Below are 13957 nucleotides of genomic sequence, written 5' to 3'. Positions count from 1 at the left end.
GCTGTGATACCAAACTGATATGGTGCGCGGATGGATCTCCACCATCTCAAGTACTTCGTGGTGCTCTCTGAGGAGCTGCATTTCGGCCGAGCGGCGCAGCGTTTGCATATGGCTCAGCCGCCGCTGTCCCAGCGGATCAAGGACCTGGAGAAAGAGCTCGGGGTGCTTCTGTTTCACCGGCGACGGACCGGCGTGGAGTTGTCCGAGGCAGGGGCTTTACTCCTGGAGCATGCGCGTGGGGTGTTGGATCACGTGGCGATGGCGCAGGAGTCGATGCGCCGGATCCGCCCGGGCGCTTCGGGGGTGCTGCAAGTTGCGGTGCCGCCGGACACGAATCCTGTTGCATTGTCCACGATAGTCTCTGCGTTTGCGTCCTCTGCTCCGGATGTCCTGCTGAACCTGCACGAACTCACCACCGTGGAACAGGTCGAGCGACTGCGCGACGGCGAACTGGACGTTGCGGTGGTCCGTCACCCTTTGAACAGCGTGGGTTTCGAGTCGGGGCCGGTGTACTCGCGGGCGTTGGGGGTGGTGCTGAATGCTTCGCACCCGTTGGCTTCGTTGTCTTTGGTGCGCTTGGGGGACCTGGCCGGCAGTCCGTTGATCATCTTCCCGCGGCACATGGCGCCGACCTTGTACGATTCGTTCCTGCACACGTGCCGCGATGCAGGGTACCTGCCCGCGGCCATTGTCCACGCGCGGAACCAGCACTTCACGCACGGGTTGATCCTTGCCGGCCGCGGCGTGCACTTCAACGAGGAACCATGGACACCGCTGCCTGCCGGGATCGTGTGGCGGCCGTTGGTTGGGGATCCGTTGGCTTGGCGGACGTCGGCGCTGTGGTTGAAGAGCCGGCGGTCAGCGGAGACGGATGCGTTCGTTGCGGCGGTGGGGGCGGGGTTGGGGACTGGCGGACATGGGTAGTCGTCAGAAATATACCGTTATCGGTATAGTTTTGACATGTTGAATCACGCGGTTTGCGGACAAAACAACACCGCTAACGGTAGACTTTTGACATGCGGAGAACTTACCGAAACGTACTGCGTGAGATCGCCTACGACAACCATGGCTATGTCACCACGGCGGATGCAGCAGACGCGGGCGTACCCGTCGTCGAATTGCCGAAGCTCACCGCCCGTGGCGGCCTCGATCACGTTGGATATGGTCTTTACCGCATGACTGACATCCCGCCGACCGACGACGATCAATTCGCCGAAGCGACCTTGCGCGCAGGCGACGACGCCTTCCTCCGCGGAGAATCCGTCCTCGCCCTCCTCGGACTGGGGGACGTGAATCCTACGAAGATCACAGTGGGAACCGGCCGTCGTGTCCGCCGAGCAATGCCCACGTACATAAATGTCATCCAGACTCAAGCCGGAACGAAGGTCACACGCTACCGCGGGATCCGCGCCCAACAACTCAGCGAAGCACTCCTCGAATGCAAGGGGCGTGTCCCGGCCTCACGACTGCGGGATGCCGCAGCCCAGGCGCGTGCTGAGGGACTACTGACGACGGCGGAATGGAACCGTGTCCGCAAGGAACTCGCCGCATGAGCTATGACACCCCGCCTCGTAATCTCGCGGCTCTGAACCAACGATTGAAGAACTTGGAAGTAGACGAGACCCTCGCTGTTCGCCGACGGACCACGATGGCTCTGGTAGTGATCGGACAAATGCTTCCAGAGGGTGCCGTGAAGGGTGGGAGCGCGATGGCATTGAGATATGGCTCCGACACCAGGTTCACCCGTGACGTTGACGCCGCCCGAACAGGAAGTCTGGCGACATTCCGCGCCGACTTCGAGGAGCGGCTTCGGGAAGGGTGGGGCGGGTTTAGTGGACGCCTGATCGAGCGGAAAGCTCCGAAGCCGCAGGGCATTCCAGCCCCATATGTGATGAAACCTTTCGATGTGAAACTCGACTATGAGGGAAGCCGTGGTGCACAGTTCCCTTCGAACTCGGACACAATGAAATCGGCGACGCCGACGATCCCGAGTACGCTCTGGCTCCCAGCATCAGCGAGCTGTTCACCTCTGTGGGTCTCCCCGCTCCAGAGCCCGTGGCGGTAATGCCCGCTGATCACCAAATAGCCCAAAAGATACACGCGTCCACAGCGCCCAGTAGTGACCGCGCCCGCGACCTCGTCGACCTCCAACTCTTAGGTGCCCGTGAGGAGCTGGACCTATCGACGGTCCGGACCGCTTGCCTTCGTCTGTTCGACTACCGAAAGCTTCACTCTTGGCCACCCTCAGTTGTCGAGGGTGCGGACTGGACCACCCTCTACGCTGACGCAGCCGAAGGCCTCGATGTCGTCCCTGATGTCGCTCCCGCCATTGAGTGGCTGAGCCAGTTCATTGCTCGGATAGACCAGGCCTCGCCGAAACGATAAGCCATCACTCACAAGGGAAGGTGGATTTCGGCAAGCAACATCGTTAGCCAACGACCTACCGACTGAGTCCCCCAAACATGATGGGCTTCTCCTGAAGCAACCTCCTCTGCATAAGGGCCTTTAGCACGACTCGGGATTGGCCAGCCAAGAGTGCAAAGCATCTTTGCACAGTTATGTTGAAGCCGCGAAGGTGAGCTGGTCCTGCGTAGTTCCGGCGGCAACAGAAACCCCCGTCACCACACTCCTGTTCCGCGCCGACTCCTCGACGGCGGCCAGCACCCGCTGGACCTGCAACCCGTCATCGAACGACGGCGACGGCGCCTCACCGGAGCGGATGGCGCACAGGAAGTCCCGGATCTGGTGAGTAAAGGTGTGTTCCCAGCCGATGAGGTGCCCCTGCGGCCACCACGCCGCAGCGTAGGGGTGCTCTGGTTCATTCACGAGGATCCGACGGAACCCCTGTTCCCGCACAGGCAGCGTAGCGTCCAGGAAGCCGAGCTCGTTCAGGTTCTCCAGATCGAACGTCAGCGAACCCAACGACCCATAGATCTCAATCTTCAAAGAGTTCTTCTGCCCGGTAGCCACCCGTGACGCTTCCACCGAGGCGCTCACGCCGCCGGTCAGCCCCAAAGTGGCCCACGCGGCGTCGTCCACCGTCACTTTCTCAACCCCCGACGGACCTGGCCGTTCGGCAACAAAAGTCCGCAGCGTCCCGGTCACTTCGGTGACGGTCTGCCCGGTGAGGTGCTGGACCTGGTCAATGGCGTGGGAGGCGATGTCGCCCAGGGCCCCGGAGCCGGCGGTCTCCTTTCGGAGCCGCCAGCTCATGGGGGTTTCGACGTCGGAAAGCCAGTCCTGCAGGTAGGCGGCACGGACGTGCCGCACGGTTCCGAGACGACCTTCGGCGATCAGCTCCCGGGCCAAGGCGAGCGCCGGGACCCGCCGGTAGTTGAACCCGACCATCGACTGCACGCCCCGCTCCAGAGCCAAAGCAGCCGCAGTAGCCATCAACTCCGCCTCACCCAAAGTGTTCGCTAGTGGCTTTTCCACGAGCACATGCTTCCCGGCTTCCAGCGCGGCGATGGCGATCTCCGCGTGCATCCAACCCGGAGCGCAGATGTCCACGATGTCGATGTCGTCCCGCAAAATCACCGAGCGCCAGTCAGTAGCTGACTCAGCCCAGCCGTATTTACCTGCGGCGAAAGCGACCTCAACCGCGTCCCGGCCAACCAGCACTCGCTGCTCGAAGGCCGGTACGTCGAAGAAGCTGGCCACGTTGCGCCATGCGTTCGAGTGGGCTTTCCCCATGAACGCGTAACCGATCGCGGCCACACCCAAGGGACGGCCGGTAGCCAATGGAAGGCTGGTAGGAGAAGCACTCACGGCTAAGCCTCGAACCAGTCCCGCGCAGGGTTGGAAACCTCGGGCGCCTCACGGAACACACCCGGCTGCGCCACCCAGCCAACACCGTTGGCGATCACCTTCTGGATTTGCGGCTGGTGGTACACCGGGTATTCCTGGTCGCCGGGGCTGAAGTAGAAGATCCGGCCCTTGCCGCGCGAGAACGTCACGCCGGAGCGGAACACCTCTCCCCCGGTGAACGAGCTGATGAAGATCAAGTCGTCGGGCTCAGGAATGTCGAACAGTTCGCCGTACATTTCCTGCTGAGGAATCACAATGGGGCTCTCAATGCCGGCCGCGATCGGGTGCGACGGCTTGACGGTCCACACCAGCTCCCGCTCGCCTTCGTTGCGCCACTTCAAAGAGCATGTAGTCCCCAGCAATCGGGTGAAGATCTTGGCGAAGTGCCCCGAGTGGAGCACCACCAAGCCCATGCCGCCGAGCACATGCCGCTGCACGCGTTCCACCACTTCATCGGCGACTTCCTCATGGGCAATGTGTCCCCACCACAGCAACACGTCCGTCTGAGCAAGGACGTCCTCGGACAGCCCGTGCTCCGGATCAGCCAACGTAGCTGTAGCGATCTCGGAATCGGGGTAGAAGCCGCGCAACCCTGCGGCAATCGCGCCGTGGATTCCTTCGGGGTACATCTCGCAGATGGTGGCGGGCTCGTTGCGTGCCTCGTGGACGCCTTCGTTCCAGACAACAATTTTCAACTTGGACTCGGTCATGTCAGAGGCTCACTTCGCGTTGTTCCAGGGCGGATTTGTAGCAGGCATCGAGCACCAGCGCGCGGCTGAGGGCGAGCGATCCGTCGTGGCTTCCCCACACGGTCTCGCCGCCGCGCACGGCAGCAACAAAATCGTCGACGACGGCCTGGTGCGCCTTTCCGGGTTCGGCCACCACCTCGAAGTCAGCGTTCTCGCCGTCCTTTTCGGTGAAGACGTGCACGTCTGCCACGGGGTTCTCGGAGGCGCCGACCGAGCGCAAGTCCGCTCCGCCGTCGGTCCCGTAAACCGTGAAGTCCATCAGGTCCCGTTCGTCACGGTAGCTGGCCCAGCCCGCTTCGAGGATCAGGGTTCCGCCGCCCTCCAAGCGGATGAACGCGGAGGCGAAGTCCTCCACCTCGAACTTATGGCTTGAGTTCGACGCCGTATACCGTGCGTTGCCGCCGAGGCCACGCGGACCGAGCTCCGAATGGGTCGAGGCGGAAACTGCCAGGACCTTCGGCTCGCCCAGCAGGTGCAGCGCGTAGTCCAGGACGTGCACGCCGATATCAGCCAGCGGACCACCACCGGCGAGCGCTGGGTTGGTGAACCAGCTGCCGAGCATCGGAATGCCTTGGCGGCGCAGCCACGACGCCTTGGCGTAGTACGGACGGCCGAGGGTCCCGTCGTCGATCACTTTCTTGAGCGCCTGGATGTCGCCGCGGCGGCGGTGGTTGAACGCGACATCCAGGACGCGCCCGGCCTTGCGGGCGGCGTCGACCATCGCTTGGCCTTCGACGGCGTTGCGTGCGATCGGCTTTTCGCTCAGCACATGCAGTCCACGCTCCAGCGAAGCGATGGCGATGGGCGCGTGCAGGAAGGTGGGCACGGCGATGCTGACGGCGTCGAGGTCTTCGAGCTCGATCATGTCCTCCCAGCGCGCGAAGGCGTGGGGAATGTTGTACTCGTCCTTCAGCTGGGCAAGGAGTTCCGGCTCCATGCCCGCGACGGCGACAATCTCCACGCCGTCGATGTGGCTGTACGCCTTGAGGTGCTGCTGGCCGGCCCAACCGATGCCAACAACGCCCACCTTGAGGGTTGCGGATGGGGCCTGCTGGTGAATGCTCACTGTGTTCCTTTTCTTTCTGGGTTTCTTGATGGTTTGGGTTAGCCCTTGACCGCGCCCGCGGTCATCCCGGAGACGATGCGTTTCTGGCACAAGAGCACCAGGATCACGAGCGGGACGGTGATGATCACGGATGCTGCGCTGATGGTGCCCAGCGGCTGGTCGAACTCGCTGGTGCCGCTGAAGAACGCAATAGCGACCGGGACGGGTCGGGCCTCCGGCGAGGTGGTGAGCGTGACGGCCAGGAGGAATTCGTTCCAGACCGAGATGAACACCAGGATCGCCGTGGTCGCGAGGCCGGGGACCGCCAAGGGAAGGATCACCTTGCGGAACGCGGTGAACGGCGTGGCACCGTCCATGTACGCGGATTCCTCGAGCTCCCGCGGAATCTCCTTAAAGAACGACGTCAGCGTGTAGATCGCCAGCGGCAACGCGAACGTCAGCTTCGGGATGATGAGGCCAAGCAACGTGTCGTACAGCCCGATTTCGCGCCAGATGGAGAACATCGGAGCCGCGATCGCGATGGCCGGGAACGTGGTCACAGAGAGGATGAGCGTCAGGATCATCGCCTTGCGGCGCATCTTCAGCCGTGCCAGCGCATACGCGGCGAAGGACGCGAACACCAGCGCCACTGTTGTAGTGACGACGGCGATAATCACCGAATTGCGCAAGGCGAGGAGAAATTCGGGGTTCTGGAAGACCACGAGGTAGTTCTCCAGGGTCGGCTGGCTTGGGAAGAGCTCCCCCTTGGAGAGGCTCGCGCCCTTCTTCAGCGAGGTGTTGACCAGCCAGTAGAACGGGATGAGCGAGAAGCCCATGACGGCCACCACGAACACCCATACCAAGGGATGGAGTTTCGCTTCCCCCCTGAGCCGGCGCCTGGGTGCCTTCCGCGCGGTGGCGGGTGCCGCCGTCGGGCGTTCTGCAATCAGTGTGCTCATTGTTCCTCCTTCGCGACGTCGCGGATGTTGCCGCCGCCGAAGCGGATGTAGATGACCGAGACCACCATGACAGTGAGGAAGGTCAGGATGGAGAGGGCCGAGCCTTCGCCCACCAGCCGGTTTTCGCGGAGTTCGCCGTAGGCCAGCATGGACATCGATTCGGTGCCGTTGGCGCCGCGGGTGAGGACGAACGGCAGGTCGAAGACGCGGAGGGCGTCCATGGTGCGGAAGATCGCGGCGAGGACGATTGCCGGACGCAACAGCGGCAGCGTGATGTGGAGGAAGGTCTGCCACTTGCTGGCGCCGTCGAGTTCGGCGGCCTCGTACGTTTCGGCGGAGATGACCTGCAGGCCCGCCAGGATGATGAGCGCCGCGAACGGGGTGGTTTTCCAGACGTCGGCCATGACGATCACGGCCATCGCGTAGCCGTGCTCACCGAGCCAGACGACGTCGCCGCCCGGCAGTCCCAGCGCGGAAAGGACGTTGGTGACCAGACCGAGGTTGGGCTGGAACATCGTTTGCCACGTGATGGCGCTGACCACCGTGATGATCGCGTACGGCAGGAGAACCACGGTGCGCAGGACGGCGCGGCCCTTGAATGCGAGGTTGAGCAGCAATGCCATCGCCGTGCCGAGGACCAGCTCCAGGCTGACCGACAGGCCGGCGAAGAGGAACGTCTGCCCGAACGCGGCCCACCACTCTTGGCTTGCGAGGGCATTGATGTAGTTTTCCAGGCCGACAAAGCGGGACAGCCCTGCGGTGCGGACGCTGTACTGGTTCAGGGAGAGCCAGAGTGCGTAGCCGATCGGGACCGCCGCCACGAGGGCCATGAGTATCAGCGACGGCGCGGTCATGCGGAAGGCGAGGCGGCGTTCGGCCTGGTCGCGGCCGCTTGCGCGGCTTGGCAGGATTGTTTTGGTGACCATGTTTTAGAAGCTCGCCTTGGCGGTGGTGATTTCGTCGGCCATCTTCTTCACGGCGTCCTCGGTGGAGGCGGTGCCGGAGAGCACGGCGTACACGTTCTTGTAGATGGCCTGCGAGATCTGCGGGTAGACCGGCGAGATCGGGCGCGGCTTGGCACCCTTCACCGAGGCCAGGAGTTCGGTGGCGAACGGCATCTTCTGGAGCACCGCCGGATCCGAGTAGGCGGCCTCATTGACCGGGGCCTGCGAGTAGTCCATGGCCACGTGCTTCTGCCAGTCCGGCGTGGTGGCGAAGTCGATGAACGCGACAGCCCCGGCCTGGTTTGTGGAGTGTGCCGAGATCGCGAGGTTCCAGCCGCCGAGCACGCCCGACGCCTTGCCGCCTTCCCACGCCGGCAGCGGCGCGACGCCGAAGCTGGACGCCAGCAGGGTCGCGTTCAGCAGGCGGTATACGTGCGGCCAGTTGCGCTGGTATCCGAAGTTGCCGGACTCGTAGGCGAGGCGGGCCGGGTCCTCGTTGTAGGTGAGGACGGCGCGGTCGGCTGAGCCGTTCTTGAGACCGTCGGTCATGAAGTTGAGGACGTCGCGGGTTTCCTGGGAGTCGATCTTGACGTTGCCCTGGTCATCCAGGACTTCGCCGCCCGCGCTGTAAAGCATCTCGAGGAAGTTCACGGTGAGGCCCTCGTACTGCTTGCCCTGGTAGACGAACCCGTTGCCCGGTGCCTTGGCGGCCTCAGCGTAGAGCTGCTGCCAGGTTTCGGGCTTGGCTACCTTGTCCTTCTGGTAATAGATCAAGCCGGCGTTGGTGAAGAACGGCGAGGCCCAGTACTTGTCCTGGTACTTGGTGGTTTCCACCGTGGAGGGGATGAGCCGGTCCTTGTTGGCTTCCACCAGCTTGGACTGGTCCAACAGCCAGCCCTGGGATGCGAACTCGGAGGTCCAAATGACGTCCGTCAGGAAGATGTCGCACTCGGTGGACTTGCCTTCGAGCCGCTGCACGATCTGCGTGCGGGCTTCATCCGTGGTGGCGCCGATCTCGGTGTACTTGGCCGTGACCTTGCCGTTGGCCTTGGTGAACGCTTCCGCCGTGCCCTTGTAGATACCGCTCGCGTCTTTGACGCCACAGATGTTCACGGCGCCGCTCGCATTAGCGCCCGACGACGGATCGGCAGCTGCCGCTTGTTCGGCACCTTGGGGTGCTGCTCCCCCGCCGCACGCGCTGAGGAGGAGGGCTGCGGCTATGGCTGTGGCGGCGAGGGCATTGCGGGGTTTGTTCTGGAGCGGGAGAGCAAGTCGGTTCAAGTCCACAAGTGGCTCCTTTGGTGGCTGTGGGGATGGTGGCTCAGGGTGCGCTTGGCTGTTGCCTGTCCTGAGCCTGGCTTCATTGCCGGGTGCTTTGATTGTTCCGTGGAATCGATTCCAAAAGTTGCTTTTGAAAAAGGCCCTGCGGCCCGTGGAATCGATTCCAAAGTAGTTTTGCAGTGGTTGCTCCGGGCTGTCAACCCTCTTATCTGGTGGAGTCCCTGACGACGAGTTGGTGCGGGAAGAAGGTCCGGCCCTTGCGGTGCGCGCCCTCTACGGTCATCCGCTCCAGGAGCTCGGCGAAGGCCGCTCGGCCCATCTCGTACGCTGGCTGCCTGACCGTGGTCAGCTCCGGGACGCACATTTCCGCTTGGGCAGAGTCATCGAAACCAGCGACTGCGACATCTTGCGGGACTCTTAGCCCGGCGTCGGTCAGCTCGCGGACGCACCCGGCGGCGACGACATCTGTCCCGCAGAAGACGGCGTCGGGGAGGTCTTTGGATTCCAGGAGTTTCTTGGTGAGATTACGGCCGGCGTGGAAACCGAAGTTGCCTTCGCCGAGCAAGACCCGATCAGACTCCAGGCCTGCCTCCTTGAGCGCCTGGCGGAAGCCCTCTTCCCTGAGCCGACCTGAACGGGCACCCCTGTGGGCGAGCATGGCCAACTTCTTGGCGCCTGTGTCGATCAGGTGTTTGGTGATGTCGTAGGCTGCTTGGCGGTCATCGATGGACACCCCGAAGGCCGACTCGGCGTCGACGATTTCACAGACCTGAATGACGCTTTGTTGCTCGGCGACGGTGTTGACGTCCTCGTCCGGCATGGTTGGCGAGAAGATCACTAGGCCGTCCACTGAGCCGTTACGGAGCATGTCCACGAGTTGCTGTTCGCGGTCACGGTCTCCGTCCGTGGCTGCGATGAGGCTGACGTAGCCACTGTCCGCGGCCGCGTCACCGACGCCTCGGAACACTTCGCTAATCACGAGCGAGTCCAGGTTCTTAGCCAGTGCGAGTACCCGCATCGTGCGATCTCTCCTGAGATCCCGCGCCGAAGCGAGAGGCCGGTAGCTGAGCTCCTTGATGGCTGCGTTGACCTTCTCCTTGGCCGACGCACTCACCGCCGAACTCCCGTTCAAGACGCGCGACACCGTCCCCACGGACACGCCCGCAGTCCTGGCGACGTCTTGAACTGTCGCTCGTGCCATTCGCTCGTCCTTCCGCGGATGGTCTTGCCTCCACCCCACCGCACGGTCCACCGGTGTCCCTCAGCTTAGCGCGCTCGCAGAAAAGACGTTGCGGCGAGCATGTTCCCTGTCGACAGATTCGCGCGTCTAGAGGCAGGGGCTCATGGGCACTGAAGGCACCGTTTTATAGGCAACGCGCGGGCGTTTGAATCGTCCCAGGCCGCATTCCAATGCGCACTAAATATCGAGATCTCCGGTAGAACGGACCTACACAGCAAAGTCACGCGGCATCCGACCACGGCCTCCCACCTCCGAAGTCGTCGCATCCCGATCGTTTCATGAAGTGAAGAAGGCGACACACAAGCCGAATTTATTCAGGAGGCAGTAGTTGGATATTCCCAAAGCGGACAGAACCCAGCACGATGCGCCTCCACTCCACTACTCATGCAATCACCGACCCGCACCGGTAGGACAAACCGTATCCATCTACTCCGCTCGAGTAGTCAGTCTGATCAGTATCAACGCCCAACATGCAGAAATTCCCAGTAATAATCAACCCAAGCACGGTAACGCCGACCTTTGGTAAGCGTCATCGTTCCGTGAGCGCCGCCTACACTCCGTGCACCGGAAGATAATCGCTGCCTACGATTCGAACACGTGGCCAGACAGACCAGCGTCAGGCAGGAGACTTGTCACGAAAGCCGCGTTCCTAGGAACGGCGAACCTTCGCTCGGTTCATCTATCCTTCCATGAAGCAACACGGAGGACTGCACTCAACATGACGCATGTTCCCCGGATTAACTGAGGAAATATGAGAAGATCATTCAGATCCCAGTCATTACAGGAGTACAATGTCCGATTTAAAGTTACCTTCAAAAACCGAACTGGCAGCGGAGGAAGCGCAGAAGTATGGCGCATTCTCCGGACTAAGTCTACGCCACTTTAGAGGGCAAATAGCCGAGGCGCTGAATTACTTCGGTAGCTTCAGCATGCTTGAAGAATATACGAAGCATGACATCTCCCACATCGATGGCATGTTGGCAATGTATGACTGGATGATTCCTGAAGAGACGAAGTCAAAGATGACTCCAGCCGACTGGCTTCTCATTACACTTTCAACGTATCTACATGACTTCGGCCTGCTTATCACTCGTGATGAATTTGACGCTCGTGAAAACAATCTAAAGTATCTTGAGTTTCGTAGCCGGGTACTCAATAATGACGATCCGAGTGTAAAGGACTATCGCTCTCAGATTGAACGGCTTGAGGGTCTTGAGGCCGACCACTTCATGTATCAAGAATTTGTCCGCTATTACCATGCCGAACGAATCCGAGGCTGGATAAAAGTGGAATCTGACCTCTCCTGGGGCGGAGATGCTCGAGTCGTGAAACGGCTCGGAGAACTAATGAGGGAGCTTGAGGAAACGTTCAGGGAAGACGTGGGGATAGTTTGTGAGAGTCATCACTTGGATGATCTACACGACACCCGTAAATATCCTCTCAGCAGACCATACGGCGCCACACCCGAAGAAGAGGCAAATGTCCAGTACGCTGCAATGCTACTTCGCACCTCCGATTTACTGCACGTTACGAATGACCGTGTCCCTTCCATGGCTGCCCTAGTCATCAACCCTAGAAACCCCAAGAGTCAGGTGGAATGGGCAAAGCAGGGGGCCGTGCGACGCGTGAGGGCCAAACCGGTAGTGAAGACCCCGGATGCAACAGATAATGCGGGCCTTCAGGACACCATCGAGGTTCATGCGTCATTCAAGGAAGCCGAGGGCTACTTTGGGCTCACGGGTTACCTTCAATATGCCACAAAACAGCTTCAACAAACATTTGCTTGGTCTGGACAGAACCACTTAACGGGCGGCTCGAGTTTTGAGTTTCCGTGGAATCGGATAGATTCTTCGCACATCGAGGCCAAGGGGTTCGTTACCGAACAATTTGTATTCGAAATCGATCAAGCGAAGATACTGGACCTATTGACTGGACACACCCTATATAACGATACGGGGGTAGTCGTAAGAGAGTTGGTTCAGAACTCCCTAGATGCGGTCCGACTGCAAGCGCACTTGATGTCCAAAACCGGTCAGTCCTATTCCCCTAAAATTGTTATTGAGTGGAGTTCACCAGAACGCACACTAACCGTCACTGATAATGGTGTCGGGATGTCCCAATCTATCATTGAGAAGAATTTCCTTCATGTAGGGTCCTCGCGCTATCAAGAACCTGAATTCCAGAAGGCTTTTCCCGAGTTTGCCTCTATTAGCCGCTTCGGAATCGGGGTGCTCTCTACGTTTATGGTCGCTGACGATGTCACAGTGGTAACCGTTCACGAGTCAGAGGAAGAGGCACGAAAGTTGAGTCTCAGAGACGTGCACGGTCAATACCTCGTCCGACTCCTCCAGAAGCACGACAACGATGTTCCGGCAATGGTTCGCAGCCACGGAACTTCTGTGTCAATGAAGTTGCGACCGAGCGCAGAGCTGTCAGAAGTAGAGGCGGTCCTGCGGCAGTGGATTGTAGTTCCGGGCTGTGAGGTAACCGTGACTACCGACGACGACGCTCCAAAACAAGTTGGCTACCAGTCGGTAGCTGAGGCACTCCGCGAAAGCCTCGTTGACGCAAACCTAGCTCGACTCGCAGAAGGAGGACTCGTGACAGAGTCCGGCGCGCGACTGGAAGTTCGGACCGCCAAGATTTCCGGACTCGAAGTTGCTCTTGCCGTAGCTTGGAATGAATGGCTCCAGGACTGGGGATATGTGCGATTGGAAGCCTCTCGTCATGACTACTCCGAACGTCATGAGGAACGCTTTGGAGTCTGCATAGGCGGCGTTCGAGTTACCACGCAACCGCCGGGTTTCGTCTTCGGCGGCATCGCCGCAATGGCTAACGCCACAGGCAAAAGTGCACCACGAACGAATGTCGCCAGAAGCGCCATAGAAAAAACCGAAGAGTACGAAACAATGCTTAACCGCATTTACTCAGCTTATGTCGGACATATTGCCACAGAAGTTCACGAACTCGAGGTCAATCGGGCCTCATCACTAACAAGAGCTGCCCAGGAAGCTTCGTACCTGATGGAGGATTTGGCTCGCGCAGAAGCGGAATCAACAGAGATTCTCGATCAACAGCTTCGAACTGTTCCCGCAATCGTCGTAGAAGAAGAAGGCGTAAGGAAGGCCTACTCGCTAAGCGAACTTGCCGAATATGAGGAGTTGGCTTCACTCGAAAGTAACACCATCAGTAGCTTCGAGGCAGTCCTTCGATCCGTGAGAGGAGCAACCTCTCCTTCACTCAAGAACCTGATTGAGGCAATGGGCAGCGATGAAATACTCCCAGCAGCTCCACTTGTTTGCGGCCTGAACAGGTACAGCTTAATTGCCAAGATGTTCGCAGCAGAATGGGAAATCGTGCGTCTTGAAACAGACGTAGATGGTCGCACTCTCTCAGCCTCTTGGCACCGAAAGAAAGAAACTCCTGTTTGGCTTGCACCTGGTCGCCGGTCATCGCTACCCCCCTCCCTAGCAGCGCGTTTGGAGCGCGATTTTAATTCGGGCCGTGGAACGCTCAGCAGAATTGACAGAACACTATTCCCTTCAGATCCGGACTCAATTGAACTGGTGGGCTTCTCCGAGAGGAAACTGGTACTTTGCCAAGGATGGCTTTTGCTTCTTCCCGGACACCCGTTGCTGGATATCCAGCCAACCTCGGCCGAGGTACCGGATGGCTCCGTCAGATGGTGTGTTAGTTGGTTGATAAATCAGCTGTCTGGTTTTGGCCGCGTCTACAGCGGTGGCTGGGTTGAAACCTCGACTCTGGACCGTCGGGGCTCACGTTGGATCTCATCGGTACTGGACTCCGTGCGAAGTTCTGGAATTTTCGAGATCCTCGACGAAGAATCCGTTCGTCAGGCTTTGCTGCAAGCGGACTTGGATCCCCTGGATGTGCTGAGGTGGGACAGAAGGATCAACGTAGACTAGAGCCAA

General features: G+C 60.2%; 12 protein-coding genes. 5 read left to right on the top strand and 7 right to left on the bottom strand.

Annotated features, from left to right (window positions below):
* Nucleotides 1-30: 30 nt before the first annotated feature.
* From ACIQT2_RS08280 to ACIQT2_RS08265, 4 genes are all read left to right on the top strand, one after another.
* Nucleotides 31-924, top strand: coding sequence for a LysR substrate-binding domain-containing protein (locus ACIQT2_RS08280; protein WP_402945374.1), 894 nt, complete (start codon nt 31-33; stop codon nt 922-924).
* 92 nt (nt 925-1016) lie between these two features.
* On the top strand, nt 1017-1553 hold the full coding sequence (locus tag ACIQT2_RS08275; RefSeq protein ID WP_402945371.1) for a type IV toxin-antitoxin system AbiEi family antitoxin domain-containing protein: 537 nt from the start codon (nt 1017-1019) through the stop codon (nt 1551-1553).
* Nucleotides 1550-2065 (top strand): nucleotidyl transferase AbiEii/AbiGii toxin family protein, encoded by a 516-nt coding sequence (locus ACIQT2_RS08270; RefSeq protein WP_402945368.1) that lies wholly within the window; start codon nt 1550-1552, stop codon nt 2063-2065. Before ACIQT2_RS08275 ends, ACIQT2_RS08270 begins: the two co-directional genes overlap by 4 nt.
* Nucleotides 1969-2385: a nucleotidyl transferase AbiEii/AbiGii toxin family protein gene (locus tag ACIQT2_RS08265; protein WP_402945641.1), complete on the top strand. Its 417-nt coding sequence runs from the start codon at nt 1969-1971 to the stop codon at nt 2383-2385. The genes ACIQT2_RS08270 and ACIQT2_RS08265 overlap by 97 nt, the downstream gene beginning before the upstream one ends.
* A 171-nt stretch (nt 2386-2556) precedes the next feature.
* On the opposite strand, the gene ACIQT2_RS08260 is transcribed toward ACIQT2_RS08265, so the two are convergent.
* The 7 genes from ACIQT2_RS08260 to ACIQT2_RS08230 all read right to left on the bottom strand — a co-directional run bounded on the left by ACIQT2_RS08260 (nt 2557) and on the right by ACIQT2_RS08230 (nt 9986).
* A complete protein-coding gene (locus tag ACIQT2_RS08260; RefSeq protein WP_402945366.1) occupies nt 2557-3768 on the bottom strand; it encodes a Gfo/Idh/MocA family protein in 1212 nt (403 codons plus the stop codon).
* A 2-nt stretch (nt 3769-3770) separates the two neighbouring features.
* A complete protein-coding gene (locus ACIQT2_RS08255) occupies nt 3771-4517 on the bottom strand; it encodes a ThuA domain-containing protein (protein ID WP_402945364.1) in 747 nt (248 codons plus the stop codon).
* A gap of 1 nt (nt 4518) precedes the next feature.
* Nucleotides 4519-5622 (bottom strand): Gfo/Idh/MocA family protein, encoded by a 1104-nt coding sequence (locus ACIQT2_RS08250; protein WP_402945362.1) that lies wholly within the window; start codon nt 5620-5622, stop codon nt 4519-4521.
* 38 nt (nt 5623-5660) lie between these two features.
* Nucleotides 5661-6560: a carbohydrate ABC transporter permease gene (locus ACIQT2_RS08245; RefSeq protein WP_402945360.1), complete on the bottom strand. Its 900-nt coding sequence runs from the start codon at nt 6558-6560 to the stop codon at nt 5661-5663.
* Nucleotides 6557-7486, bottom strand: coding sequence for a carbohydrate ABC transporter permease (locus tag ACIQT2_RS08240; protein ID WP_402945357.1), 930 nt, complete (start codon nt 7484-7486; stop codon nt 6557-6559). The genes ACIQT2_RS08245 and ACIQT2_RS08240 overlap by 4 nt, the downstream gene beginning before the upstream one ends.
* 3 nt (nt 7487-7489) lie before the next feature.
* On the bottom strand, nt 7490-8791 hold the full coding sequence (locus ACIQT2_RS08235) for an ABC transporter substrate-binding protein (protein ID WP_402945354.1): 1302 nt from the start codon (nt 8789-8791) through the stop codon (nt 7490-7492).
* A 199-nt stretch (nt 8792-8990) separates the two neighbouring features.
* A complete protein-coding gene (locus ACIQT2_RS08230; protein ID WP_402945352.1) occupies nt 8991-9986 on the bottom strand; it encodes a LacI family DNA-binding transcriptional regulator in 996 nt (331 codons plus the stop codon).
* An 830-nt stretch (nt 9987-10816) separates the two neighbouring features.
* Here ACIQT2_RS08230 and ACIQT2_RS08225 point away from each other — a divergent pair.
* Nucleotides 10817-13951 carry an ATP-binding protein gene (locus ACIQT2_RS08225; protein ID WP_402945350.1) on the top strand — a complete coding sequence of 1045 codons (3135 nt, stop codon included), beginning with the start codon at nt 10817-10819 and terminating at the stop codon, nt 13949-13951.
* Nucleotides 13952-13957 lie beyond the last annotated feature (6 nt).

The sequence above is a fragment of the Paenarthrobacter sp. NPDC090522 genome, from assembly GCF_044769225.1.
Taxonomy (GTDB): domain Bacteria; phylum Actinomycetota; class Actinomycetes; order Actinomycetales; family Micrococcaceae; genus Arthrobacter.
The sequence above is the reverse complement of the archived record's forward strand: the minus strand, read 5'-3'. Positions and strand labels throughout refer to the sequence as shown.